Source organism: Microcoleus sp. B4-D4 (assembly GCF_036705185.1).
Classification (GTDB): Bacteria; Cyanobacteriota; Cyanobacteriia; order Cyanobacteriales; family Microcoleaceae; genus Microcoleus.
In genome coordinates, this window is record NZ_JAUBTX010000013.1 from 40,051 (window position 1) to 65,215 (window position 25,165).

Annotated in this window: 23 protein-coding genes and 4 pseudogenes; 14 read left to right on the forward strand and 13 right to left on the reverse strand. The window is 46.4% G+C overall.

Translation table 11 applies throughout. The annotated features are described in order from the left end of the window. Positions 1 to 208: 208 nt before the first annotated feature. The 6 genes from QUB13_RS12755 to QUB13_RS12780 all read left to right on the forward strand — a co-directional run bounded on the left by QUB13_RS12755 (position 209) and on the right by QUB13_RS12780 (position 3,773). Entirely contained in the window at positions 209 to 1,162 is a 954-nt protein-coding gene (locus QUB13_RS12755) for a PhoH family protein (protein ID WP_194010207.1), read from the forward strand. Beyond that, positions 1,159 to 1,317, forward strand: a complete 159-nt coding sequence (locus tag QUB13_RS12760; protein ID WP_333381170.1) for a hypothetical protein — start codon at positions 1,159 to 1,161, stop codon at positions 1,315 to 1,317. The genes QUB13_RS12755 and QUB13_RS12760 overlap by 4 nt, the downstream gene beginning before the upstream one ends. Further along, a complete protein-coding gene (locus QUB13_RS12765; RefSeq protein WP_333381172.1) occupies positions 1,314 to 1,721 on the forward strand; it encodes a ChuX/HutX family heme-like substrate-binding protein in 408 nt (135 codons plus the stop codon). Before QUB13_RS12760 ends, QUB13_RS12765 begins: the two co-directional genes overlap by 4 nt. 178 nt (positions 1,722 to 1,899) lie before the next feature. Further along, positions 1,900 to 2,679, forward strand: a complete 780-nt coding sequence (locus QUB13_RS12770; RefSeq protein ID WP_333381174.1) for a DUF6816 family protein — start codon at positions 1,900 to 1,902, stop codon at positions 2,677 to 2,679. A gap of 24 nt (positions 2,680 to 2,703) precedes the next feature. Further along, positions 2,704 to 3,030, forward strand: a complete 327-nt coding sequence (locus QUB13_RS12775) for a hypothetical protein (protein WP_333381177.1) — start codon at positions 2,704 to 2,706, stop codon at positions 3,028 to 3,030. Between the two features lie 2 nt (positions 3,031 to 3,032). Next, positions 3,033 to 3,773, forward strand: a complete 741-nt coding sequence (locus QUB13_RS12780) for a hypothetical protein (RefSeq protein WP_333381180.1) — start codon at positions 3,033 to 3,035, stop codon at positions 3,771 to 3,773. 49 nt (positions 3,774 to 3,822) lie between these two features. Here the strand turns inward: QUB13_RS12780 and QUB13_RS12785 are convergent, their stop codons facing one another. The 4 genes from QUB13_RS12785 to acpP all read right to left on the reverse strand — a co-directional run bounded on the left by QUB13_RS12785 (position 3,823) and on the right by acpP (position 6,296). Next, entirely contained in the window at positions 3,823 to 4,191 is a 369-nt protein-coding gene (locus QUB13_RS12785; protein WP_333381184.1) for a hypothetical protein, read from the reverse strand. Between the two features lie 14 nt (positions 4,192 to 4,205). Continuing rightward, complete coding sequence (locus QUB13_RS12790) at positions 4,206 to 4,583, reverse strand: papain fold toxin domain-containing protein (RefSeq protein WP_333381187.1); 378 nt, start codon at positions 4,581 to 4,583, stop codon at positions 4,206 to 4,208. 107 nt (positions 4,584 to 4,690) lie between these two features. Beyond that, positions 4,691 to 5,944 (reverse strand): beta-ketoacyl-ACP synthase II, encoded by a 1,254-nt coding sequence (gene fabF / locus QUB13_RS12795; protein WP_194013074.1) that lies wholly within the window; start codon positions 5,942 to 5,944, stop codon positions 4,691 to 4,693. 97 nt (positions 5,945 to 6,041) lie between these two features. Then, on the reverse strand, positions 6,042 to 6,296 hold the full coding sequence (acpP, locus tag QUB13_RS12800) for an acyl carrier protein (protein ID WP_194068168.1): 255 nt from the start codon (positions 6,294 to 6,296) through the stop codon (positions 6,042 to 6,044). A gap of 83 nt (positions 6,297 to 6,379) precedes the next feature. On the opposite strand from acpP, the gene QUB13_RS12805 reads away from it, so the two are divergent. The 5 genes and pseudogenes from QUB13_RS12805 (at position 6,380) to glmS (ending at position 12,375) form a co-directional block, all read left to right on the forward strand. After that, complete coding sequence (locus QUB13_RS12805) at positions 6,380 to 6,529, forward strand: hypothetical protein (RefSeq protein WP_333381192.1); 150 nt, start codon at positions 6,380 to 6,382, stop codon at positions 6,527 to 6,529. Between the two features lie 441 nt (positions 6,530 to 6,970). Beyond that, positions 6,971 to 7,876, forward strand: coding sequence for a CoB--CoM heterodisulfide reductase iron-sulfur subunit B family protein (locus tag QUB13_RS12810; RefSeq protein ID WP_333381195.1), 906 nt, complete (start codon positions 6,971 to 6,973; stop codon positions 7,874 to 7,876). Positions 7,877 to 8,367: 491 nt separating this feature from the next. Beyond that, positions 8,368 to 9,428: pseudogene (locus QUB13_RS12815) on the forward strand (chloride channel protein). Between the two features lie 596 nt (positions 9,429 to 10,024). After that, a complete protein-coding gene (gene psaC, locus QUB13_RS12820) occupies positions 10,025 to 10,270 on the forward strand; it encodes a photosystem I iron-sulfur center protein PsaC (RefSeq protein WP_015175986.1) in 246 nt (81 codons plus the stop codon). Between the two features lie 161 nt (positions 10,271 to 10,431). Next, entirely contained in the window at positions 10,432 to 12,375 is a 1,944-nt protein-coding gene (glmS, locus tag QUB13_RS12825; RefSeq protein ID WP_333381198.1) for a glutamine--fructose-6-phosphate transaminase (isomerizing), read from the forward strand. Here the strand turns inward: glmS and QUB13_RS12830 are convergent. The 3 genes from QUB13_RS12830 to QUB13_RS12840 form a co-directional block, all read right to left on the reverse strand. Next, entirely contained in the window at positions 12,336 to 12,539 is a 204-nt protein-coding gene (locus tag QUB13_RS12830; RefSeq protein WP_333381201.1) for a hypothetical protein, read from the reverse strand. The genes glmS and QUB13_RS12830 overlap by 40 nt on opposite strands. Positions 12,540 to 12,557: 18 nt before the next feature. Beyond that, a complete protein-coding gene (locus tag QUB13_RS12835) occupies positions 12,558 to 14,123 on the reverse strand; it encodes an O-antigen ligase family protein (protein ID WP_333381203.1) in 1,566 nt (521 codons plus the stop codon). Between the two features lie 77 nt (positions 14,124 to 14,200). After that, a complete protein-coding gene (locus QUB13_RS12840) occupies positions 14,201 to 15,046 on the reverse strand; it encodes a YaaW family protein (protein WP_333089165.1) in 846 nt (281 codons plus the stop codon). Between the two features lie 352 nt (positions 15,047 to 15,398). Here QUB13_RS12840 and QUB13_RS12845 point away from each other — a divergent pair, with 352 nt between their 5' ends. After that, positions 15,399 to 16,463 (forward strand): NAD(P)/FAD-dependent oxidoreductase, encoded by a 1,065-nt coding sequence (locus QUB13_RS12845; RefSeq protein WP_333381206.1) that lies wholly within the window; start codon positions 15,399 to 15,401, stop codon positions 16,461 to 16,463. A 228-nt stretch (positions 16,464 to 16,691) separates the two neighbouring features. Here QUB13_RS12845 and QUB13_RS12850 read toward each other — a convergent pair whose 3' ends face one another. The 4 genes and pseudogenes from QUB13_RS12850 to QUB13_RS12860 form a co-directional block, all read right to left on the reverse strand. Beyond that, positions 16,692 to 17,630: a polysaccharide deacetylase family protein gene (locus QUB13_RS12850; protein ID WP_333381207.1), complete on the reverse strand. Its 939-nt coding sequence runs from the start codon at positions 17,628 to 17,630 to the stop codon at positions 16,692 to 16,694. Positions 17,631 to 17,793: 163 nt separating this feature from the next. Continuing rightward, positions 17,794 to 17,931: pseudogene (locus QUB13_RS30450) on the reverse strand (RNA-guided endonuclease TnpB family protein); the annotation flags it as partial. A 437-nt stretch (positions 17,932 to 18,368) separates the two neighbouring features. After that, complete coding sequence (locus tag QUB13_RS12855) at positions 18,369 to 19,979, reverse strand: bifunctional pantoate--beta-alanine ligase/(d)CMP kinase (protein ID WP_333381210.1); 1,611 nt, start codon at positions 19,977 to 19,979, stop codon at positions 18,369 to 18,371. Positions 19,980 to 20,527: 548 nt separating this feature from the next. Next, positions 20,528 to 21,601: a septal ring lytic transglycosylase RlpA family protein gene (locus QUB13_RS12860; RefSeq protein WP_333381213.1), complete on the reverse strand. Its 1,074-nt coding sequence runs from the start codon at positions 21,599 to 21,601 to the stop codon at positions 20,528 to 20,530. A gap of 518 nt (positions 21,602 to 22,119) precedes the next feature. Here QUB13_RS12860 and QUB13_RS12865 point away from each other — a divergent pair. Then, positions 22,120 to 22,422 (forward strand): annotated as a pseudogene (locus QUB13_RS12865) (thermonuclease family protein); the annotation flags it as partial. A 597-nt stretch (positions 22,423 to 23,019) separates the two neighbouring features. Here the strand turns inward: QUB13_RS12865 and QUB13_RS12870 are convergent. Together QUB13_RS12870 and QUB13_RS12875 are read right to left on the reverse strand one after the other, a co-directional pair. Then, positions 23,020 to 23,625, reverse strand: coding sequence for a hypothetical protein (locus QUB13_RS12870; RefSeq protein WP_333381216.1), 606 nt, complete (start codon positions 23,623 to 23,625; stop codon positions 23,020 to 23,022). 66 nt (positions 23,626 to 23,691) lie between these two features. Then, positions 23,692 to 23,937, reverse strand: coding sequence for a hypothetical protein (locus QUB13_RS12875; RefSeq protein ID WP_333381219.1), 246 nt, complete (start codon positions 23,935 to 23,937; stop codon positions 23,692 to 23,694). 321 nt (positions 23,938 to 24,258) lie between these two features. Here QUB13_RS12875 and QUB13_RS12880 point away from each other — a divergent pair. Continuing rightward, positions 24,259 to 24,492: pseudogene (locus QUB13_RS12880) on the forward strand (transposase family protein); the annotation flags it as partial. Positions 24,493 to 25,165 lie beyond the last annotated feature (673 nt).

Genomic DNA, 25,165 nt, shown 5'->3' on the forward strand with positions numbered 1-25,165 from the left:
GCATCAGAATAGTAAATTCACTGTTGACAGTTGACTGTTAACCGTTAACCGTTAACATCATGAGGTGTGCAACCGGAATTGATATAACCTCACGAATCACAACTATAATCGTTACAGATAAATGGTTTGATTCCCATACATAACTGTTTGCTGTTTGCTGTTTGCTATCCACTGCTACAATTGCTTATTTGGAGGAGCTCATGCTGGCATGACTGAAAAACTAACAATTGAGTTGCCGAACACTCAAAGCGCTATCTCGCTGGCCGGCAATCAAGAAGAAAACTTGAAAATTATCTCTAAGCAAACCGGCGCTAACCTGGTAATGCGAGGGCAAGAACTGCTGATTTCTGGCACAAAAACTCAAGTAGAATTGTGTCATCAATTAGTGCGATCGCTCTCCGACTTCTGGAAAGCCGGCAAAACCATTACCGGAGTAGAAATCCAAACAGCGCGCCAAGCTTTGGATAGCAACCGCCAAGAAGATTTACAAAACTTGCAGCGAGACGTGCTCGCCAAAACCCGCCGCGGCGAAGAAATCAGAGCCAAAACCTTCAAGCAGCGCCAGTACGTCCAAGCAGTACGCACCCACGACCTGACATTTTGCATCGGCCCGGCGGGTACTGGCAAAACATTTCTAGCAGCCATTTTCGCCGTACAAGCGCTGTTAAGCAAGCAGTACGAACGGCTGATTTTAACCAGGCCAGCCGTAGAAGCTGGCGAAAAATTAGGATTTTTGCCCGGAGATTTGCAGCAAAAAGTCGATCCCTACTTGCGCCCGCTTTACGACGCCTTGCAAGAAATGATCGAACCCGACAAAATGGCCGATTTAATGGAAAGAGGCCTGATCGAAGTAGCTCCTTTAGCTTATATGCGGGGACGCACTCTCAGCAATGCTTTCGTCATTTTGGACGAAGCTCAAAATACGACTCCGGCTCAAATGAAAATGGTGTTGACTCGTCTCGGCTTTCGATCGAGAATGGTAGTCACCGGCGATCTAACTCAAACAGATTTGCCCGCACACCAACAGTCGGGATTGTCAGTTGCTCAAAATATTCTGGGAAACGTTGAAGGCATAGCTTTCTGCGAATTCACTCAAGCGGACGTGGTGAGACACCCGTTAGTACAGCGGATTGTCGCTGCTTACGAAATGTACGAAAAATGAATGAAGGAAGAAGGAAGAAGGAAGAAGGAAGAAGGAAGAAGGAAGAAGAAAGAATTATCCTTTTTTATCTAATTAATTTTCCTGCTTTCCAACTAACCTTTGCTTCTTGTCGATTTAATCCAAAATCCAAAATCCAAAATCCCAAAGTGATATGACTGCGACTCTTAAAGAATTCTTAGAAGCTTGCGAAAAATTGGGGACACTGCGTTTAATCGTGACTAGCAGCGCGGCAGTGCTGGAAGTGCGCGGTTCAATACACAAGCTGTTTTACGCAGAGTTGCCCAAGGGTAAGTATGCAAATATGCACGCCGAAATATTTGAATTTCACTTGAATATGGACAAAATCAAACAAGTGAAATTTGAGACTGGCGAGGCAAAAAGAGGCAATTTCACCACCTATGCAATTCGTTTTTTAGACGAACAAAATGATGCTGCTTTGAGCGCATTTTTGCAGTGGGGAAAGCCGGGAGAATATGAACCGGGACAAGTAGAAAATTGGCAAGAATTGAAAGAACAATACGGTGAAGTTTGGGAGCCAGCACCGGTTGAAATACTTTAAAGCTAAACAACAATAAAAAAGGTTCGATTGTTCGGACTTTAGTCTGTAAAACAGCCCAAAACTCCTGACTAAAAAAGGTTCATAGTGAGGAATTTAGTCCGCAAAAATTAGGACTAAACTCCTCACTACGAACCTTTTTGATTAAAAGATACAATTAGCTGTTTGAATATCATTTAGTATGAAATTAATTTGGGGTTTTTGTTTGGTTTGCGCGTTAATTTTGTGGGGTGGCGGCGCGCAGGCGGGAGTTTTGGGCGATCGCATTTCCAGTTTTCCCAATTGGGAAAGCAAACCTGCTATTGCTGCTGCTAAGGGAGATTTAGTGTATCCAGACTGGATGGCTGGCGAGTGGAATGTTGCTAGCACTTTAGTAGATTTAGCCGCTCCTTTAGCGCCAAATATTGTCACGCCCGGATTTGAAAGCAACCGCCAGTATTTGCAGCAGCCGGTATTATTTAAAGTGCGATTTCAACCAGAAATAAATACTGGTTTTTTTTCTAATTATAAATCTAAGCTAGCTAAGAAGATTGTGGCCGATCGCGCTTTTAACGGTTTGAACATCGCCAAAGCCTATTTAGGCGACGGCGGCGTACTTTCGGTGAAAGTCGATCCGAACAATCCCAACCGCCAGATTACCATACTCAAAGGCGATCGCCAACTAATCTCGATTGTTACCAGTCGCGGCACCCAAACATCGAATCCCGATGAGTTTGTGTCTGCAGAAATTTCTCAGCAAGTGTTTCGGGGAGAGACTGATATTTATTTAAACGAGGTGGAAACAACAACGGCTTATCGAGTGGTTGGAGGCGGGGAAAAAGGCGATTCTGCGAGTAAAAGAATCGAGGCGGATCAGGTGACAGCGATTTATTTATCGCCGCAAGATCCGGATTATTTTGCCGCTGGGGGGCATCCTGTCGCTTTGTACCGATATCGGTTGGAGTTGTTACCGGCAGAATAAGCTAATTTATGGTGAATTATTAGTATGGAAACTCTAGCGGGGCGCATGGCATGGGAACGAATAATACAAGCTATCTCAACTGGCATTAATCCAAAAGCCAGCGACTTTAAAGTGTGGGCTGAGTCAGAACAGGGATGGCATCGTCAGGAAACATCTAATGGCCCGTTAAAATATATTGATAACAACGGAGTAGCTAGGCTAACGCTTAAACAGGGAAGCCCAAGAACTCCGGGAAGCAATGATCCTCATGTAGAGTTGAAAAATGCCAACAACATTAGAATAGATCTACAAGGAAAGCCCGTCACCAGAAAAAGTAAAGATAATCATACTCCTATCGATTGGGACATTTAACAATGGAACGCTTAAACTACTGGCAGTTGCCGGGATTTGAAAATATTTATTTAGAGGATAGCTATGTACTCAGCATTAATGCTAATACAATATATATACAAATCCTCTTAGAAGCTGTCCTCACTGAGAATCACCCTCTATACACTCCAGCCTTATCTGGGGAACAGTATTGTTATCGGCAGATGACAGTCAATTTCCCCCATCCTCAAACCTATGATTTGGTTCTGAACAACATCAGCCCAATTGCCGATCCAGATGGTAGCGTTGATTACGGGAACATAGACGAATTTTTTAGGGCGGATGACAAATACTATTTAAGAGGGGAATGGGGAGAACTTACTATAGTTTCCGATCCACCCATAATTTTTGATGTAGAAAACTATTTGATTGTCAGAAACGGCGATAACTTTATTCAAATCAATAAGGATAAAATCAGTATGTTTGAATGGAAAAGGGAAGGAGTAATCGCTTTAGTTTACGAAAACGATTCAGGAAGTGGTTTATCTGCTCAAATTGAGGCAGAGCAAGATCCCGAAGGCTTTGAAGCAGCTTTGGGGTATATGAGGGAACTTGAAACAGGTTATACAACTGATATTACAGGAGGAGGCGAACTGACATTTGACAAAATCAAGCAGTATTGTGCCGCTAATTTTAATCAGAAAAATGTGCAAGCATTTTCTGTTAAATATCCTAGCTCAGCGGGTAATCAATATTCGATTTCGGTAATTACTTCCGAGAAATAAGGTGAAATCTAGCTCTAGGGATTGTGAACTGAGATTCAAGAAATCTATACTAATTGTGCTTGTCCTCAGCAATTTTAGCCTGATTCAAAAATTCTTCCAACAGTTTGAAAAATTTATCGAGGGCATCTTTTTCATCAGCAGAGAAGAAGAGAATTATACTGTCCCATCCGTGACTTGACGTAATTTGATATCTTTCCTGTATCCACTCTTGAAATCCATCAAGTTGTTGTTGCTGTTCTGTGTCGGGCAACCCAAGTTCCGCTCTAGCCATCTCATATCCATCTAAAAACGCACGCAGGCGGGTAATTGAACATTTGCCCAAATACATACCAGGTCTCTGTTTAATTCTTTGCAGCAAATCAAAGAAGTATTCATTTTTAACATCTAGTTTTTTATTAACATTAACTTCGGCTACCATAAAAAAGTCTCCTATTAAAAGTCTTCTTCTGTCACTATAAACTGTAAACCATTAAATATTTTACCGTGAAATAGCAGGTTTGTCATCCATTGCTCTCTAGTAAGCCCGTCCGGGTGATGGTTGTCAAAAATAGTTTCTATGCTGTTGATAACAATAGCGATTCCTTCGTGGCGGCCATTTTCTGAAATAGCCTCTCCCGGTACGCTATCATCATAAATGCCACTGTTGCGACCTCTCCCGTATCCTGTGTACAGTTTTATCCGCTTCCCATGAATTCCTTGACTTAGCAAGTAATCTCGGATTTTTTGGGCGCACTCAACACATTCTAAATTTTCATAGCGATCGACAATAGCTTTGATTTGCAGTATTTGCTCAGCAGTAATCTCACTCATATCCCGCCAATGCCAACAACATAAAATTTAGGGCAGGCATTTTGCCTACCCTACAGAGGTGAAAAATTAATTTTTCACCTTTTAACTTTCGACTTTCAAGTTGTCCGTTACTGAACAAACTTCTTGAAGGCCAGCGTCACGTTGTGGCCGCCAAATCCAAAGGAATTCGACAGCGCCACATCAACTTTTAGATCGCGACTTGTATGCGGAACATAGTCTAAATCGCACTCTGGATCGGGATTCTCCAGATTGATTGTCGGCGGAATTTTGTCATTGGCGATCGCCATTACCGCAGCCACCGCCTCAATTCCCCCAGAACCGCCCAAAAGATGGCCGGTCATTGACTTGGTAGAACTAATTGCTACTTTGTAAGCGCTTTCCCCCAAAACCTTCTTAATCGCCTTCGTTTCAGTAGAGTCGTTGGGAAGCGTACTCGTGCCGTGGGCGTTGATATAACTCACCATATCCGGTGTCAAACCAGCATCCTTGAGCGCTAAAGCGATCGCCCGCGAGGCACCCTCGCCCCCCGGTACTGGGGATGTCATGTGATACGCATCGCAGGTTAAACCGTAGCCAACGATTTCTGCATAAATTCTCGCGCCGCGCGCCAGAGCGTACTCCATTTCTTCTAAAATCAGAATGCCAGCGCCTTCGCCGACGACAAAACCATCACGATCGCGATCGAACGGACGGCAAGCATGAGTCGGGTCATCGTTGCGAGTCGAAAGCGCCCTCGCCGCCGCAAAACCCGCCACGCACAAAGGTGTCACCGCAGCTTCCGTACCACCGCAAATCATCGCTTGCGCGTAACCGCCCTGAACCATGCGAAACGCATCGCCCACGGCATTCGACCCAGCAGCGCAGGCTGTCACAGTGCAAGAGTTTGGACCTTTAGCACCCGTTTGAATCGCCGTCAGGCCCGCGGCCATATTCGCAATCATCATGGGAATCATAAACGGGCTGCACCGATCGGGGCCGCGAGTCAAATAGATCTCTTGCTGGTCTTCCAGAACCTTCAGCCCGCCAATGCCAGTGCCAAGAATGACACCCACCTGTTCTGCGTTCAGGTCGTTAATCTCAAACTTCGCATCAGCTAGAGCTTGTTTGCTCGCTGATACCCCAAATTGAGCAAAGCGATCCATCCGCTTTGCTTCCTTGCGCTCTAAATAGTCGTGTGGGTTAAAACCCTTCACCTCTCCAGCAATCCGGCAGTCGTGCCGCGACGCATCGAACAAAGTAATCGGGCCGATGCCATTTTTCCCGGCCAGCAACCCGTCCCAATATTCGGACAAGGTATTGCCGATCGGTGTAATCGCGCCGAGACCCGTGATAACAACGCGCTTACGCTCTAAATTTGTCATGATTTCAGTTTCAAAAAATTAAACACCCAGAACGCAGAACAAAAGAGGAGTTTTTAGTTTTTAAATTTCTCTCCTCTTAGGGGAAAAGACAGGTATTTTATGCTTTTGGAGCTGCAAGTTTGCTGCTGATGAAATCTACAGAAGCTTGAACCGTGGTAATTGCTTCGGCTGCTTCGTCGGGAATTTCAATATCAAACTCTTCTTCCAAAGCCATGACCAGCTCTACAGTATCTAGGGAATCTGCTCCTAAATCGTTAGCAAAGTTGGCTTCGGGCTTGACTTCGCTCGGATCGACTTCGAGTTGATCGGCCACAATTTTCTTGACTCTGGCAAAAATGTCGTCTTGACTCATAACATCCTGTCCTCATTGGTTGCTGCGTATCTAATCTTATCCGAAAGGGGGATCTGCAAGAAAAAGGGTTGCCGCTTTTCTAAGTGACACGAGGGAAATGGGGAGATGGAGATGGAGATGGGGAGATGGGGAGATGGGGAGATGGGGAGAGGAGGAGATGGGGAGATGGGGAGATGGGGAGATGGGGAGATGGGGAGATGGGGAGATGGGGAGAGGAGGAGATGGGGAGATGATTTTTGCTCAAGTCATCGAAATATACAATTTCAATCTATAGCGGTTCGATCGCGTGGTGCCATGCCCTATGCCCCATTCCCTATGCCCCATTCCCCATCCCTCCGCTTCGCGCTCGCCCGATGCCCCATCCCTCCGCTTCGCTCCGCCCAATGCCCTATGCCCTATGCCCTATCCCGGATAGTACCTCATATGAGATCTCGAAAGGCTATAGTAGCAACTTACTCATACCATTTGAGATGTGAGATTTGAGATTGGGATTACTTACTGGATATGGGTTTTAAGTTTTTTTACAGTTGCATCTTTTGGGTAAATCGGTCTGAAAATTCTTGAGAAAAGCTGACAATTCACCCCTAGCTAGACTCTGATGCGGTAATTGTGGAGAGGAAATCCGATCGCCCTCCTTTTTTGTCCCTTGCCTTGTCTCCCCAGCAGAAACAATTATGCCATCCCCAACTCTCAAATATGCTTACTTTCCCGGTTGCGTAGCCCAAGGTGCCGCCCGCGAACTTTACCAGTCTACCCAAGCGCTGACTCAAGCCTTGGGCATTGAACTGGTGGAACTCAAGAAAGCTTCCTGCTGCGGTTCTGGTACTTTTAAGGAAGATTCGCAGTTGCTGGAAGATACCGTCAACGCCCGGAATATTGCCTTGGCCGAGCAACTGAATCTGCCTTTACTCACCCATTGCAGCACTTGTCAAGGGGTAATCGGTCATGTGGACGATCGCCTCAAGCAATCCCAAAAGACCGATCCCAACTACATAGAAAAAGTCAACGGTTTGCTGGAAAAACAAGGCTGTTCGCCCTACCAAGGCAGTACGGAGGTAAAACATCTGTTGTGGGCGATCGTTGCCGATTACGGTTTGGAGGAAGTGCAGAACCGAGTCACCCGCAAGCTTTCCGGTTTGAAGTGCGCGTCTTTTTACGGATGCTATCTGCTGCGAGCTCAGGAACATTTGGCTTACGATGACCCGCACCAACCGGAATCGATGGAAAATGTATTTCGGGCGATCGGCGCAACTCCCGTTTACTATCGAGGGCGGACGCAGTGCTGTGGCTGGCCGCTGGCGAGTTATGCCACTAACCAATCTTTTGCGATGGCTGGAAAACACATTCAAGATGCTCTTGACAATGGTGCTGATTGTATGGTAACTCCTTGTCCGCTTTGTCATTTAAATTTGGATTCGCGGCAGCCGGAGGTGGAAAAAGCGATCGATCGCAAATTGGGTTTGCCGGTGCTGCATTTGCCGCAATTGGTGGCTTTGGCTTTGGGCGTGGAACCAAAAAAACTAGGACTCGATCGGCATATTGTTTCCACTAAGCCCGTGTTAGAAAAATTAGGCTTTTAGTCGATCGATTTGCACCAGTTTGCAGCAATAGTAATTATCAAAAAATTTGCAACAGTTGCTATAGGAGCTGGCTCACCCAAAATTTTTCTACAAGCCAGAATCTCAAATAACAAGCCTTTGCAACTGTTGCAGCAGTTTGGGAGATTAGCATAAAGACTTGAGTTTTTACTCAAATCAAATCCGGTTAGATCGGAATTATACAGAGCCCGCGAGCCGAAAGCTCGATCGGGCTCATACATTTTTGAGTCAATACAAGATACAGACAAAAAAACAGTATACTATTATACAAAATAGTTTTAAGACTTCCTAACTTCCTAGTTAGAGACAAGGAACAAGCAATGAAACGAAACCCAATAAATCTCACACGTTCGGTATTAATATGGGCAATGCTAGGAATAATTTGTGGTTTATTTGCTGCAAGTTATTGGATATGTTTGTCTTACATGATGCGGGGATTTGAAAATTTTAGTGGAGGTTATCTACTAATCGTCATGCCCCTTACTGGTTTGCTCATCGGTTTGCTCATTCATTGGCTGGGAAATCCTGGAGAAATTGGGTTGATTATTGACAATATTCATCTCAAGGGTGGCCGATTACCAATGAATGAAAATCCTTCGATGATTCTGTCGTCGCTACTCAGTATTGCCAGTGGAGGAAGTGCTGGCCCAGAATCGCCAATGGTGCAAGTCACAGGTTCAATTGGTACCTGGTTAGCCGATCGCTTTAAATTAAGCGGAGAAGCACTACGAACTTTGAGTCTTGCTGGTATGGCATCTGGTTTTACAGTTTTGTTCGGCGCTCCTTTAGGCGGTACTTTTTTTGCTTTAGAAATCCTGCATCATCAAAATGTTGTAGAGTATTTTGAAGCAATATTGCCTGCGGTAGTGGCAAGTTGTGCAAGTTACACCATCTTTGTCGCAATTACTCAGCTTGGACTTGGGCCTACCTGGAATTTTCCTCAGTACAATGTGGAAAGCCTTTATGACTTTGGCGCAGCGATTGCTTATGGAATCGTAGGGGCGATTATGGGTGGTTTTTTATCGCCGTATTTCGCAGTGTTGGTCGCTTGTTTGATTCGATACACAGTCCCATTTATGTGCGAACTACTTTAGCCGGACTAGCACTTGGTGGTTTCTCAGCTTACTTTCCGCTCACACGTTTCTTTGGGGAACATCAAATAGAAAAAATTGTTGAGGGAAACTTTTCTTTGACATTTCTCTTGACTTTAGTTGTTGTTAAAGTATTGGCCATTAGTGTGACCATCAATGGGGGCTGGCGAGGTGGAATAATCATTCCGCTATTTTTTATAGGAGCCTGTTTGGGAAAGGCAATCACCATCATGAATCCCATCGGCTCGAATGAGACTTTGGCAATGATTTGTGTAATGGCTGCTCTGAATTCAACGGTTACTCGCACTCCAATTAGTACAACTCTGCTCCTCGCGAAGTTGACAGGCTTAAGCACTTTTACACCGATTCTATTTGCTAGTCTCGTGGGCTTCTTCTTAGCTCCCCGATCTCCCTTCATTGCCTCACAGCGTAAAGTAGATTGACAAACGGGTAAAATTCCTCTAATAGCTCGTGTAGCGGTAAGCAATGCTTGCAAATTGCGAGTGTAGAGTCTCAAGGCTTCAAAGTTTATGCCATTACAAATAAACTGTTTGCATCAAACAACATCTGGCCGTTGATATTCGTCAATTTGCGGTTTTTTATCTTCACAAAAGCCACTGTTTCCGATGACTCCGCCTAAAAACGGATACAAGTTTCGACGAATTCGGCTTTGAGTCGATCGATAGGCGCGGTTTTGCAGTCAGAATTGGAGTTTTTGCTCATATCCAATCCGGCGGATCGAAATTATAGCCTAGTGCTGTCCCCGGTCGCGTTAAGACCGAATCCGGCGATCGCAATCATACCCTAGTGCTGGAACTCGGGCACGCGAACTCCCTAGGGCGCTCTTCAAGCTACTTCTATGGGACTGGAAGCGTGAATAACTGTGAAGTTTTGTCGCTTTTTGGGGAAGTGCTTCCAGCCACTGCGGTAAACTAACGCTTAACTCTCTGTGCAGGCTATAGCGGTGGCACGTCGCCGTCAAATCTGTTAATCCGCAGAGCTAGCAAATTTTTAGTGACTCGTTGGGAGCCTTTATTCAATGTCTCATTCAGTCAAAATTTACGATACCTGCATCGGCTGCACTCAATGCGTCCGCGCTTGTCCGACTGATGTTTTGGAGATGGTGCCCTGGGATGGCTGCAAAGCGGCTCAGATTGCCTCATCTCCGCGCACAGAAGACTGTGTAGGTTGCAAGCGTTGCGAAACTGCTTGCCCTACCGATTTTCTAAGCATCCGGGTTTACCTGGGAGCAGAAACTACTCGCAGTATGGGTCTAGCCTACTAAATATCGATCGACACGCCGATCGAATTACGGGCACGTATAGAGGGGGCGATTAAATTGCCCCCTCTCTTTTAGTCGCAAAATCTGCATTTTGTGGCACGAAGAAGCTAAAAATGATAAAACTTGGGTTTTATGGCGATCGCTAAGCAGGAGTTTTACCTTAAATGTGCGGAATCGTTGGCTATATCGGCACGCAAACAGCAAGCGAGATTTTGCTAGCAGGATTGGAGAAACTAGAATACCGGGGCTACGATTCAGCGGGCCTGGCTACCATCTCCGAAGGAGAAATTACCTGCATCCGAGCAAAGGGCAAGTTGCACAACCTCCGGGAAAAGCTAGCAGAGATAGACTCTCCGGCTACCATCGGCATCGGACACACCCGCTGGGCAACTCATGGCAAACCAGAGGAATATAACGCTCACCCTCACATGGACAATAGCGGGCGAATTGCCGTTGTTCAAAATGGCATTGTCGAAAATTATCGCGAGTTGCGACAAGAATTGACAGCGAAGGGACATAAATTTGTCTCGGATACCGATACAGAAGTTATTCCTCATTTAATAGCTGATTTTTTTGAGGAAGAAAGAAGGAAGAAGGAAGAAGGAAGAAGGAAGAAGGAAGAAGAAAAAGAGCCCACAGCAGAGGAAATTGCTGATTTGTCGTTTTTGGAAGTGGTTTCCAAGGTTGTCAATCGGTTAGAAGGAGCTTTTGCGATCGCTGCGATTTGCGCCGACTTTCCCGACGAAATAATTGTTGCCAGACAGCAAGCTCCTTTGGTTATCGGCTTTGGTGCTGGCGAATTTTTCTGCGCTTCCGACACGCCGGCCTTAATATCTCACACCCGCACCGTTTTGTCCTTGGAAAATGGCGAATTGGCTAGGCTAACTCCGATGGGAGTCGAAGTTTACAACTTTACAGGGGAAAGGCTCAAAAAAAGCCCGCGCATCCTTGGTTGGAGTCCGGTTTTAGTCGAAAAACAAGGCTTCAAACACTTCATGCACAAGGAGATTTACGAACAGCCGGCCGTAGTTCGAGCTTGTTTGGATGCTTATTTAGACAGCGATTGGCAGCCGGGAAATCTGCGCTCTCCCATCAATCTCAACTTGCCCGAAGAACTTTGCGCCGATGTTGAACAAATTTCAATTCTAGCCTGCGGAACGAGCTGGCACGCCTCGCTAATTGGCAAATATTTGTTGGAACAGTTAGCGAATATTCCTACTGCGGTGCAGTACGCTTCTGAGTACCGTTACGCACCGGCACCGCTGACAGCAAATACTTTAATTATTGGGGTAACGCAGTCGGGAGAAACGGCGGACACCCTGGCTGCTTTGGGGATGGAACAGCAGCGCCGTGCGGGTTTTACCGATAAATTTCGCGCGAGAATGTTGGGCATTACTAACGGAACAGAAAGCTCGATCGCCCACATGATGCCGCACGTAATCAGCACCCACGCCGGTATTGAAATTGGTGTGGCTGCTACTAAAACTTTTGTCACTCAGTTGATGGCATTCTATTTATTAGCTTTGGATTTAGCGCACCGGCGACAAACAATCAGCACGGAGAGATTGATAGAAATTATTGCTGGTTTGCGCCATTTACCAGGGCAAATTGAGAAGTTTTTGGAGATTCAAGAACAGTATGTGGAGGAATTGTCCCACCAGTTTACCGATACCCAAGATTTTATATTTTTGGGGCGAGGAATTAATTTTCCGATTGCTTTGGAAGGGGCGCTGAAATTGAAGGAAATTAGCTACATTCACGCTGAAGGATATCCGGCGGGAGAAATGAAACACGGCCCGATCGCCCTTTTGGATGCTAAAGTGCCTGTAGTGGCGATCGCCATGCCCGGAAGCGTCTACGAAAAAGTGCTTTCCAACGCTCAGGAAGCCAAGGCGCGCGACGCACGTTTAATTGGCGTTACCCCGAAGCAGGGCGCAGCGGAAGCCGAGATTTTTGACCACGTTTTGCCGGTACCTTTGGTGGATGAATTGTTGTCGCCGATTGTGACAGTAATTCCGCTGCAATTATTGGCCTATCACATTGCGGCGCGTCGGGGTTTGGATGTGGATCAGCCGCGAAATTTGGCGAAGTCGGTGACGGTGGAATAAGGGAAGTTAGTTGGCAGTTGGCAGTTGGCAGTTGGCAGTTGGCAGTTGGCAGTTGACTGTTGACTGTTGGCTGTTGGCTGTTGGCTGTTACCAATGCCCAACGCCCAATGCCCAATTCCCAATTCCCAATTCCCAATGCCCAATGCCCAATTCCCAACGCCCAATGCCCTATTCCCGATGCCCTATTCCCGATGCCCAATTCCCGATGCCCAATGCCCAATTCCCAATTCCCAATTCCCAACTCCGCAAATCGCCGCTAACAGCAACCAGCTTATTGTATTGACTCGGAAATCAAACAGCGTCACGTCTACAGTGTTAAACAGCGTACAGGCGGCGAAGGCTAATAAATAACTGAAGAAAATTAGGCGATTGCCCCCTCTTTCTTCTTGACAAAATACCCGATTTGTGATAATAAAGTTAGAGTTTTGATTGAGCAATAAAGTATTTTCCCCTACTTCCTCTGTTGCTATTTGCTCTTGTTGGATGTCCGCCGCAGAAACAGGCCAATTCATCAACAACAAAACACCTCTAGCCAAAACCCAGCCAACTAAACCCAAAAATAAAAGCGTTGCCGGTATTCCCGTTTCCGCAGTCAGCATCAATATCAAACTGTGAGGATGACCAAGCCATTCGTGCATTTGAGCTTCGTAGAGAGGAGTAAAATTTCGCAGTCCCCAACCAGTCCAAGGACGCTGCTGAGTCATCGACCAAGCAAACTCCCACTGAGTAGTTCTCAAAGTACCAGTAGGCCGATTTGGAAACATCTCATCGGTAAGTCTCGCCCAGAAAAAAGCCGGGATAATTCTTCGTAAATATTGTCGCAGCGGTTCCGGCCCAAACGCCGACAAAAACACTGCACCAACCCCACTAAATACCGCAGCTAATATTTTTTTATAACCCGCATAAAATGCAAAGCTCAAAACTGCCAAAACAGCCAATCCCCACGCATTTCGAGAATTAGTAAAAATCAAAGCAACAGCATTGCCCAGCACAGCCAAACTTAAAAATAGGAATTGGGCATTGGGCATTGGGAATCGCGAATTGGGCATCGCGAATTGGTAATTCTCCCCCTCTCCCCCTCTCCCCCTCTCCCTCTCTCCCCTTCTCCCACTCTCCCACTCTCCCCCTCTCCCTAGCTCTTCCATCCACAATCCAAGTGTTAAAATAAGAGCAATTGTCAGATAGCAAGCTAAAATATTAGCGTACATAAATACAGAAGCCATACGGCCGGGGGGATTGCCTTTGGGTTCGAGTACCCAGCCAAAAAAAGGCTGCAATAAATCGATGCCACTCCAGCCTAAAAATTGCTGTCCCAGACCTAAAATTATCACGAACACTGCACTAATTGCGATCGTCCAAGACATTTGTCGCAACTGAGCAGGAGTTTGAATTAAACTGCTGAAAATGGCAAAAAATATAAAGTAAGGCCAAAAATTGCACAAGCCTAAAACAGCATCGATGCGGTTGTTAGCAAAAATCGTTGTGATGACTAGCACCGCAAAGAGGATGGCGAATCCTCGGTTCAGCGGGCGGCGGCTAATTTGACGATACTTTTGCTTGAAAGTACCGGCCAATCCTAAGAATATTCCTAAACCTCCCAATATTGGAATTAAGGGAAAAATCAGCATCCCGATTTGAGCGAAATTCCAAGGAATTACCAGGCGGCTGTCGGGATGTTTTTGGAGGCGAGATTTGATATTTTTTGCTGTCTGTTTAGCAGCTAATTTGCACCGATTTTTTATATTCACTCACACTCCAATTCTTCAATTCTTCAATTCTTCAATTCTTCAATTCTTCAATTCTTCAATTCTTCAATCCAAAATCGTTAGGCTAGTTCCCAAGCACATTCCGATCGCGTTAATCGAATTTGAGCTAAGGCAAAAATGGTCGGGATAATCCGCCCGTAGTTCGTGGAAATCGATCGCCAACCCAAATCCGCCACAAACCAAGTCCACATCACCGGGCCGAGCAGCGAAAACACGCTCCGCGTCGCACCGTAACGAGCGGCACTCACCGCCATCCCGCGCCGCGCCGCCTGAATTGCGACATAATTTTGAAACTGGGTGGCTGCGGTTGCACTCCCTGCAAGCACTCCTTGTCTGGCCATTTGATAGGTGGCAAAATGCAGCGCAAATTGATTGGCCATCAGTTTGAGCAACATGGGTTTTAAGATAGAACTCACAGCTAAAGCGCTGCCACCTTTGAACAGCAAACCCAGCGGGTCTTTTTCTGCAGAAATCGGCAGGGGTTGGGAGAGTTTAGAATCAACAATTGCTCGCTGTACGCGCAGTGTTAGCGCTTGCTGTTCGTCGGCGGGTAAGCGCTTCCAAGCGCGGCCCATTAAATGCAGAAATACTTCGGCTTCTAAGTCGGTGGTTGACAACTGTTTGGGATAAGGAATTTTGAGATAGCGACAAACTTGAATTAGTGCTTGTCTGTAGGTTACTTGTTCGGTTCGCCCTCTGAGTACCGTCACCCCGTCGGCTGCAAGATACCGAAACCGCTGTTCTACGGCGTCTAGCCATGCTTCGCGATCGCGGCTTTGTACGTCTGTGGGTGCGGGGGTTTGCACGTAATCTAAAGGGTTAAACTTGCGGCTGAACAAGAGTTCTGTTAGTTGCTGCAATTCTTCTTCTGTTGTCAATTCTAATGCTGCTCTGAGTTCGTCCAAGATTTTGCCCTCCGCTAAAGTTATTTTAGATTTTAGATTTTAGATTTTAGATTGTTGCTGCTTGACAACCATCGGGGTTGGGAATTTGCCTGCAGTGGCATTTTTTTTAAGCTAATCTCAATCACAGATTCCTGCTGTCCCTTATTCTACTACTTGGTGCAGGGCGATGGCGTTGGGCTTGCAACCCGTGCTGCGGCTCTCAGGGTTTGGCCGCAAACTGAAACACTGCACAGAAACTTCCCCCGCAGCTTTAAACTGATAAGTATTGACTGTTGAGTGTTGACTGTTGACTAATTATTAATGACAACTGACAACTGACAACTGACAACTGACAACTGACTAATGACTAATTATGTTCGATGTTGTGGCGATCGGTGCGGGGATGGCGGGGCTGATTTGCGCTCGCCAGTTGCGCCTCGCTGGCTATTCTGTGGCGGTTGTTGAGAAATCTCGCGGCCCCGGCGGACGAGTCGCTACTCGCCGCGTACAGGGCGCTAGGGCAGATCACGGGGCTCGCTATCTGGAGCCGCAGGGAGAGGCGGTGCAGGCGTTAATTGATGTTTTGGTCGATCGACAGATCCTGAAACTCTGGACGGATAGTGTGGCAGAATTCCGACAAGGAGAAATATCTGCTATTCCCTGTTCTTGTTATGTCGCACCTGCTGGGATGAATACTGTCGGTAAGTATATCGCAGAGGGTTTAGATATTTGGTACGGCCGCCGAGTCAAGGCGATTTCTCGTACCGACAATCAAATGTGGTGTCTTTCTCTGGAAGTTACGGACGACAATTTAGAGATACCTCAAGAATTGATTGCTAAGGCTGTGGTTGTAGCAATTCCTGCTCCTCAAGCTTTAATGTTTTTGGATTCGGAAATCGGTTTGTCGCCTGATTTTATTGACAAATTGCGTTCTGTGGAGTACGACCCTTGCATTACAGTTATGGCTGGCTATCCTGCAGCACGAAATTCAGAGTTGAGCAATCTCAATCCGCAGTGGAAATCTGTTTCTTTTCCCGATGACTCTGATTTAGCTTGGGTTGGCCTCGACAGCAGCAAGCGCAGCGAGTCTCAGCAGCCTGTGTTTGTGGTTCACAGCAGCGCCAATTTTGCGGAACGTTATTTAGAAGCTAGTGATTTGAATACTGTTGGTGGGGAATTGCTCGATCGCACTTCTGAATATTTAATCCCTTGGCTGAATCAGCCGGAATGGTTGCAAGTTCACCGCTGGCGCTATGCTTTTTGTCGAAATCCTTTGCCTGTTTCTTGTTTGCCGGCCCTGGAAGGTTTACCGCTGGTTTGTGCGGGGGATTTGTGCGGCGAAGGTCAAATTGAAGCTGCTTTGCGATCGGGAGTGGCGGCGGCTGCTTGGATAAATTCTCAGTTACAGAATTTGCCGTTAGATGCAAACTTTCAATAGGTGATTAACACCGAAATTAAGGTGCGGCTGGGAAGGAAATCAAAGTTAAGCTTGATGTTAGGTTGGGTTCTGCAGTCATGGCTGGTACGCGATCGAACTGATGCTCTGTTACAGCATAGCGATTGTCGATCGATTTGTGGGGTACAGGATAGGCATCCTTCAGAAAAATCGATCGTACTACTTACAAAAAAAAGGGAAAATGGCGCTTAATTCCACTCTCCCAATTTTTTATTTCTTTGCTGTTTTTTGCTCCTTTAACTCTTCTTCTTGCATCTCCAATAACTCAGGAACCGTTACAAATTTGTACCCTTCTTTTCTCAATCTAGCAATAATATTCGGCAAAGCTTGTACAGTCTTCGAGCGATTGCCTCCGCCGTCGTGCATCAACACAATGCCGCCGGAACTTGCTTGCCGCAGTACGTTGTCCATCAACGATTGCGTAGCACTCCGCCAATCTAAAGAATCGGCCGACCACATCACAATTGTATAATTTTTCTTCTGTGCGTAAGCTGCTAATCCATTGTTTAAAATGCCTCCCGGCGGGCGGAAAAGCGATGTTTTTACCCCGGTCAATTCTTCAATTAACGATGACGTGCGATCGATCTCCCGAGCTGCACTGTTTTCGTTGTACTTAATGTATTGGTGGTTCCAAGTGTGGTTGCCGATCGCGTGACCGGCAGCCACGACTTGTTTGCCAAGTTCGGGATGAGTTTTCAGGTACCTTCCTACCCAGAAGAATGTAGCTTTAATATTGTTTTTCTTGAGAATATCTAGGATTTGTGTAGTTGTTGTCGGCCAGGGGCCGTCGTCAAATGTCAGGGCGATCGCCTTGTGCTGCGAGTCGAGTTTCGCCTGACGGATGGTTATACCTTTCAACTCGGAGGGCAGGCTTGATTGAAAGCGCTTTTCCTCCAAAGAGGCGATCGCCTGTTGGGAAAACTCCACTCGACTGGCGATCGCCCCTTTGATTCCATTAACATTGGCGATCGGCTTTTGTTCTGAGGGCTGGGATACTGCCAACACTTGCGCCTGTATCGGTGGTGCCGTTCGCCCTGTCGCCCGCAAGTTCATCGGCAACGTCACGCCCAGCAAAAAACTGGCGGCGGCTGCCGTAAAAGCAACGATTAAATTTTTGTGCCGCCTCAACAGCCGTTTCAATTTTGTCACGTCATTATCTCCTTCACACCTTGCACAGTTAATTTTAGATTTTATGTTGATATCCAGTTAATTTAGTTAACAGGATAATCTTAAATCGGATTGCATCTAAAAATTCTACTGCAATTTGCACTTCTCGTGCCTTTCATACAGGAGGATTCTAGATTCATCGAATTGAGTGGATGACGCATCTTGCTAAGTTCGCGTCAAAATCTTTATGTTGCCTGCTTACTTTTAAATGGCGTTTTTCTACAATCACTCTAGCTTTTCCTTTGTTTTTAGGACTCTAGACGCGCTTTGAGACGCAATTCTTAGCTTTTTTAGCTTTGCATTAGTGTTAGAGTCTACCACAGTTGTAAACAATTTGCGGCTCTTTTAAAATGAATTTAATAAATTAAAGCCGTCCTATAAAAACGGGGTTTTAAATCCAGTTTTTCGAGGGAAAATTTAAGAATTGTGTACGATAAACTGCCTGAACCGTGAAAACGGGGAATAGTTGAAATTTCCTCAAGGAAGAAGGCGATCCAATCGGGTTAATAGCAGGTTATACCAAATCCGGGTTTGCCACCCCCCTTATTTTCTGACTCTTCTGTTTCCTCTTCTCTTCGCGTTCTAGCGCTGACGCGCCGCTTCGCGTACTGCGTCTTCGCGGTTCCATAATAAAAGGGTATGTTACCTGGATTTGGTATTAGATGCTCAGTTCAACTCGATTTGAGTCCGGGGCGATCGCCCGCCCCCAACTTGCTCAAATTAACTTTTAGGATCGATTCTCTGTTTGTACAAGCCGACAATCCGATCGATCACTTCGTCAGCAGTCAGATTGTCTGTTTGAATTTCCACAGCATCGGCAGCTTTTCGCAAAGGTGCAACCTCCCTGGTGCTGTCCATTTCGTCCCGCAGGGCGATGTCTTGTTCCAACTGCGCCAAACTGATATTAGCCCGATCGGTCTCTTTGAGCTGTAACAGCCGCCGGCGCGATCGCTCTTGTACCGAAGCCGTCAAAAAAATCTTCAACTCCGCATCGGGAAACACATTAGTGCCGATATCCCTGCCTTCTGCCACAATTCCGCCTTTTTTGCCACAGCGCCGCTGTTCCTCCACCAGAAACTGCCGCACGGCCGGAATCGCTGCCATTTCTGAGACGCGGGATGTCACTTCCAAACTGCGAATTGCTTCGGTTACGTCTTCCCCGTTAATCTTTAGTGTCAAAGCTCCGGGATCGAGGTTGTATTCCAAATAGCTGTAACTGACTAATTCGGCGATCGCGCATTCGTCAGAAATCGGCGTCCCCGTTTTCAAAGCCAGCCAAGTCAGCGCCCGATACATCGCCCCGGTATCCAGATAAAACAGCGAGAGAGCTTTTGCTGCTTGGCGAGTTACGGTGGATTTGCCAGCGCCCGCCGGGCCGTCGATCGCCACAATCGGCCGTCGGTTCAGCAGAATTATATTGTCAATCAACCGAGTAGAGCCTACTCTGGCTGCTACGGCTAAAAGTCCTGCTGTTTCCACAACCTGCAACGGCGCGAGAGTTTCGGGATCGACGAGTTCGGCGTATTCGAGCTTAACAGCAGGCTCTCTGGCGACTTCTGCGCGCGCGGCAGCAAGTGCGGCGGAGGCAGTGCGGTCGCCTGAAGCAAAAGTTTTTGAGGCTTGTTGCAGGGCGCGGTAGAGGGCGCAGGCTTGCTGTTTTTGCTCTGCTGTTAAATACTGATTGCGAGAACTCATCGCCAGTCCCGACTCTTCGCGGGCGATCGGGCAAGCAACAATCTCTACAGGCAAATTAAAATCAACAGCCAGTTGGCGGATAATTGCTAGCTGCTGAGCATCTTTCTGACCGAAATAAGCTTTTGTCGGCTGCACTAAACCCAAAAGTTTAGTCACAATTGTCGCGACACCCTGAAAATGACCGGGCCGAACTAGGCCGCACAATACTGATGTCATCGCCGGCGGCGGTACTACTTGAGTTAAGGATGAAAGCTGAATTTGTGTTTGGGCGGTTTTGTGTGTTTCTGCACGCGCGGCGAAGCTATCCCGTAGGGAATTGACCCCTGAGTTGCCGAACATTTCCGTTGCTGGGGGAGCAAAAATGGCATCAACCCCAGCTTCCGAACACAGCAATTGGTCTTGCTCCAAATTCCGGGGATAATCTTGAAAATCTTCTCTCGGCCCAAATTGCAAGGGGTTGACAAAAATGCTCACCACGACGATCGCATTTTCTTGTCTTGCTCGCTGGATCAAGCTCAGATGTCCTCGGTGCAAAGCTCCCATCGTCGGAACTAAACCGACTGTCAAATGAGGTGCAGCAGATTTTTGTGAATTTAAGTAGCAGCGAAGTGCTGCAATCGCAGTAAACAGACGCACCGTTATTTTCTCCTGAAGGCCTTTGACAGAAGCCAGATTTGTTGACTCAGAATTTGTTTCATCTGATATCTTGCACCGATGTTAGCAACAAGTTCGCCCCCAAGAGAGCGCGATTTTGGCCGCGGGAGTCAGATATTAGTGTCGATCTGAGATCTGGCATCACTATAGCGGTTCTCAAGCGTGGTGAGGATAGCCCTATGCCCCATACCCTATGCCCACCCTTCGACTTCGCTCTTCGGGCAAGATGCCCGGCGCTGGCCTATGCCGGATAGTACCTCATACCAGAGCACAGAAAGGCTATATACCTCTGGCATTCATTCACAAGTTATCTGAAATTATCTGCGTTGAGCCGCGTTGCATCTGCCTGAAATCTGCGGTTGAAAGATCGAGGACTTATGCAATCCAAGTCTATTCTCGATCGGCTTTTGATGAACGGACTCTCATGCGGGCTCCACAAGAAAATTAATTCTTTGTGCAGCAGGCCAGAAACCCTTTGCGAGGCAGAATGCTGCAATATCTGGCCTTTTATTGTACTGTCTGTCTTCCGTTTACTGTCCCACAGTTGTTGGCTGCTGCGGTTCCATTACTTCGATTTCCACTCTCGCCACACCGCTGCCGATCATTCCCAGGACGCTGGCGGCACCTGCGGACAAGTCAATCAGCCGATCGCCCACATAGGGGCCGCGGTCATTAATGCGGACGACTACGGTGCGACCGTTGTCGAGATTTCGCACCATCACTCTAGTTCCGAAGGGCAAGTTGCGGTGGGCTGCGGTTAAATCATTTTGGTTGAAACGCTCGCCGCTGGCGCTGAGGTTGCCGTTAAAGCCCGGGCCGTACCAGGAAGCCCAGCCGTTGAGCCGCACTTGAACGGGGCCCACAGAGAGCAGGGGGCGTTCTGGTTGGGGTTGGCCTGCTACTGCTGCCAGGGGTGGAGCGTTCCCCAGCAGTCGGCGGAGGCGATTGGTTACTTGCAGCGCGTCTCGACTAAAGTCGCTGGTGGTGTCGGGGAGGATGGTTTCGGCGTTGATGTTTACCAAGTCCTCGCCGTTTGCCTGGATCAGATAGCGGTCTCGTTCTTCCCACTTCACTGTAATGCTGTTGGGATCGATGTTGTTGCGGGCTAACTGGTTGAGTCTTGCTGCTAAGCTCGATGCCCGCGACACAGGATCTGCTTGGACGCTGATTGCGTTGCTGGCGATGTTTCCTACTTTGGGATTGTCTTTTTGGTCTGCTACTTTTAACTGACTGCGAGCATCGGCTTGGCTGTCGCCTGTTTCTCCGATTTTGGCATTTTTTTCCGGACTGGCGTTGAGAAAGGTGATGACTGGAATGTTTCGCACGTAGACTGTCGCTGCTTGTCGCCCGCCTAAGTCGTGGGACTGAATTTTGGCGATCGAGTCTCGGTTAATCTCAGCTCTTGCTTGATACTGATACTGTCCGACTTTTTGTGCTTCGACCCGCTTCGCGTTTAACTGCGGGGACGGTTGGGTGGCAATTGCTTGCTGGGACTGAGAGTTTTGCTTGACGGTCTCTGTTGCTTGTGCGTGACAAGAAGAGGCCGTTCCTACGACAGGAACTAACAGGACAGCGAGTAGACCACCAACAAATTTTTCCTTCATACGTCCATTTTTGTGAAGAGCCATTGCCAAGCGAGATTGGAGGATTTGCCAAGATGCGATCGGGCGTTACAGATTTTTCTGTTTGCTTTTCGCGATTCCTCCTAGAGTCACAGCAGAGTATCGGGCTGCTTTGAGTGCTTTTATGCTTCTGACCCAAAAATTTTGGTCGAAACTTTCCCGATACTTGACAACTCATACTCGATCCGCAATTTGTGTTTTGGTAACGAACTGCAACAGACTACCACAAACTTTTGCGCTTGGGGATCGCTCACAGCACGAAATTTACCAAAAATCGAGGGATTTTTCACAAATTTATGTCTCAGATAATGCTTTGATTCCAGTGTTTGCAGAGGTTTTCGCAATTCCTGAAAAATTTACAAAAATTTACAAAAATTCACCGGATTTTATTGCTGTGTACTAGACCTCTCCCATAATTATTCTGGAAGAGGCTTTTCGAGCCTGTTCTAGACAGGCCTTTGGAGGAAGGGTCTAATGCTTAGCCTGAAAAAAAAAGCAGAGATTACCTGCGATCGCTATTAATAAACAAAGCCAAAGGTGAATTAATCGTGTTGGAGATGGATCGCGATCGTTATGACCGCACCGTTGCTGAAGTGCTGTTTGAGACACCGCAGGGTGAAGAATCAGTGCAAGAGGAAATGCTCAAAGCAGGATTTGCCTACCACTACAAACAGTACAGCAGTAATTGTCACAATCGGGATGTGTTCGAGAGTGCTGAGGAGATAGGGAAAGCACAGCAGCGGGGAGTGTGGAAGCTTCAGGGTGGCGGTCAGCGGCCCTGGGATTACCGCAAATCTAATTAATTTACCTTGTCCACCGACTCACTGGACAAGTGACAATTATTCTCTAACAAAAGCGCAATCGATTGCGTTTTTAGGTAATGAAGCTATAGCGGTTTCAAAAGCAGGGTCAACATATGCAAATATCCTGATGAATTTGTACCAGTTTCAAATCCTAGATGAGGAAGTCGCAGTTTTCTGATGCAGAGCCTGATTTGCCCGAACGGCGGTTAACTCAGTCCCCAGAAAACTTAAAAAGTCCGATTGTTAAGTAAGATATTAGTAAAGGCTCACCAGCCGTTAACTGATAAGCCTTTAGCCCTTCATAAGGGTTTTTATTTCTTGTGTTTAGTTTCATCAGTCAACTTGTATCGTTGATCTGGTTTTGGAGTAGGGGGCAAGGGGTGGCCTTTTGTGGAAGTAATTTCTTGACCTGTACCGCCCCCACGCGGACCAGTTAGTTCATACTGACCGCTTACGGGGGTTTTTTCGCCAGGTTTCAGCAGATTTTCGTCCATTATGTTTTAAATGGGAGGACTACTCTATTCTAGCTTAGGCTTTTTTACCTTTTGATTAGCGAATTTTTAATCAAACGGCTCAAAAGGTCAAGACTTCGTATTTTTAGCTGGTTGCCTTACGTTCATATAGCTTTCGCCCTGCTTGCAGTTGAGATAGAATCTGCTGACGGTTGCCGATGAACTGATATTGCTCATTAAAGACTCCGCTGGGACGGCTGCCAACAATGTATTGACGCACGGGCATATCTGGAGCATTAATCACAATGCGATCGGAAACTCGGGTTCTAGCTTTTGGGGCATTGGGATTGGTTTCGCTCAGACGAGAAATCACCCACACCTCGTTGTTGACCGCGTAAACATCCTGAATTTGAAGATTGTAGCCACCCGATGGTACTTCAACTTCAGATGTGATGGTACGTTCCTGACGGGTTGCCCCAGGCATATTAACGTCAATATAGGGAACTTTCACCGTTTGCTCTTCCTGTATAACAATAACTTTAGGCACTGTAACGGTGCGTTCTGTCACGCCTACATTTACGTCGGGGCCTTTGATATCGTACTTTGGCAATTGTCCGGGTTCTACACTGACATTCACATCCGGTAGTTTTGCCGCTTGCTCTCGCTTTACTTGGCAGGATGTCAAAGGAACTAGAGCCAGAATCAAAGCAAATGAAAGGACTTTTTTAGAATTTAAGATTTGTGATTTCATTAGATAAACCATCTAAACAACAAAAGAATTGATCTACAACCAAGAAATGTTGAGCTAAGACTAGCTCTAGGAAGTTAACCACCAGATATCTTGAGGAATTTGTGGCACTAAACCAGAGGTAAACTCACGAATGTTGGGGAAGACTAAAACTGCAGCAGTAACTATAGCAAGGGTGCGGGCAATACCAATATAGGATGAAAATATTTCAACCACGTTGTACTGTCCCAAAAACACGATCGCTGCTGTCACCAGCATAATAATGACTGTCCAGATTTGTACAGTACCCCCAGAAGGAGAAACTGTTGCTGCCACTCTAACTACAGACAGACTTTTAATTTAATAAAAAGCTTCATAATTGAATTGCTGTCGTGCCTTTGCGATCGATCCTGACTTTAGAAAGCTTTGGAGTCTTGCTTGGTTCTGATTTCAACTCAGTGATGCTTACTCTGTAGAGTGAGCCAACCTCGGAATATGGATAATAGACCTCTTGCAAAATAATTTTATGCTATAATTAAGAGTTTGGCTTAAGTGGAGCAGATTGCAGGTTATATCAGCACTTTACAATTATGAGTGAGCTTCGTGGGTCTAAAACTCAAAACCTTTAATTATAACATATATTTTTTTTGCAAGAGGTCTAGTTATATTCCTAGAAAGAAACCTAAAAATGGGAAACTTTCTCTCTTAGAAAAAGAATACAATCGAACTCTAGCACAAGAAAGAATTGTGATTGAACACGTTAACCGGAGTCTGAAAATTTTTAAAATCTTGTCGAGTCGTTATCGGAATCGTCGTCGCCGCTATGGTCTGCGGTGTAATTTGTTATCAGCAATTTATAATTATGAGTTAGCTCTAGGGGGATTAAATTGAAAACCTTCTATTATAGCATAGATTTTTTTTGCAATAGGTCTATTGTGGCTTAAAGTGTACAAGCGAAGAACGGTTACACCTCCACCACATAGATGGGAATCACAGCAATTGGAAAGTAAAAAACCTGATTGCTATTCATGAGTCCTGTCACGATTATATCCACATGAGCAAAAGGATTATCCCTTAAGAATATCGGGAGCCGGATGCAGGGAAACCCGCACGTTCGGTTCGTGCGGTTCGTTTCTATGAAACTAGCCTGTATGGGTTAGGGGATTAGAGCCTTTACGCCGCCTTGGGTGCAAGCCCTAAAAGATAGTAAAGGTAACTTCAGTTGAGTGTGAGTGCGTCAAACTCAAATTTGACAAGTCTTACCCGCTAGGAATGGCGTGATGCCAAAACTGCCCACATGGATAGAGAACAAACTCTAAAAATGAAGCTGGGGACAGAACGAGAATAACAAACCTGAGATGGGAGCAACTCGTATAGGTAAGTAGTCAAGGTTAAACATTAGTTGAACTCTCGGAAAAAGCGTCTGAGCGTGAACGACCGAAATCAAGGTCGAACAACGACACAACATAACACTTCAAGTGTGAAAATACCCGCATTATTTTGAACTGGATAAATGCAATTCTGGGAAATCGTGGGCGAAATGAGAGAACCTAAAACTACAAAA

Excerpts from the sequence above, each read along its gene's own strand:
- QUB13_RS12755 (WP_194010207.1), top strand. The coding sequence starts at position 209 with ATGACTGAAAAACTAACAATTGAGTTGCCGAACACTCAAAGCGCTATC.
- QUB13_RS12760 (WP_333381170.1), top strand. The coding sequence starts at position 1,159 with ATGAATGAAGGAAGAAGGAAGAAGGAAGAAGGAAGAAGGAAGAAGGAA.
- QUB13_RS12765 (WP_333381172.1), top strand. The coding sequence starts at position 1,314 with ATGACTGCGACTCTTAAAGAATTCTTAGAAGCTTGCGAAAAATTGGGG.
- QUB13_RS12770 (WP_333381174.1), top strand. The coding sequence starts at position 1,900 with ATGAAATTAATTTGGGGTTTTTGTTTGGTTTGCGCGTTAATTTTGTGG.
- QUB13_RS12775 (WP_333381177.1), top strand. The coding sequence starts at position 2,704 with ATGGAAACTCTAGCGGGGCGCATGGCATGGGAACGAATAATACAAGCT.
- QUB13_RS12780 (WP_333381180.1), top strand. The coding sequence starts at position 3,033 with ATGGAACGCTTAAACTACTGGCAGTTGCCGGGATTTGAAAATATTTAT.
- QUB13_RS12785 (WP_333381184.1), bottom strand. The coding sequence starts at position 4,191 with ATGGTAGCCGAAGTTAATGTTAATAAAAAACTAGATGTTAAAAATGAA.
- QUB13_RS12790 (WP_333381187.1), bottom strand. The coding sequence starts at position 4,583 with ATGAGTGAGATTACTGCTGAGCAAATACTGCAAATCAAAGCTATTGTC.
- fabF (WP_194013074.1), bottom strand. The coding sequence starts at position 5,944 with ATGACAAATTTAGAGCGTAAGCGCGTTGTTATCACGGGTCTCGGCGCG.
- acpP (WP_194068168.1), bottom strand. The coding sequence starts at position 6,296 with ATGAGTCAAGACGACATTTTTGCCAGAGTCAAGAAAATTGTGGCCGAT.
- QUB13_RS12810 (WP_333381195.1), top strand. The coding sequence starts at position 6,971 with ATGCCATCCCCAACTCTCAAATATGCTTACTTTCCCGGTTGCGTAGCC.
- psaC (WP_015175986.1), top strand. The coding sequence starts at position 10,025 with ATGTCTCATTCAGTCAAAATTTACGATACCTGCATCGGCTGCACTCAA.
- glmS (WP_333381198.1), top strand. The coding sequence starts at position 10,432 with ATGTGCGGAATCGTTGGCTATATCGGCACGCAAACAGCAAGCGAGATT.
- QUB13_RS12845 (WP_333381206.1), top strand. The coding sequence starts at position 15,399 with ATGTTCGATGTTGTGGCGATCGGTGCGGGGATGGCGGGGCTGATTTGC.
- QUB13_RS12860 (WP_333381213.1), bottom strand. The coding sequence starts at position 21,601 with ATGAAGGAAAAATTTGTTGGTGGTCTACTCGCTGTCCTGTTAGTTCCT.
- QUB13_RS12870 (WP_333381216.1), bottom strand. The coding sequence starts at position 23,625 with ATGAAATCACAAATCTTAAATTCTAAAAAAGTCCTTTCATTTGCTTTG.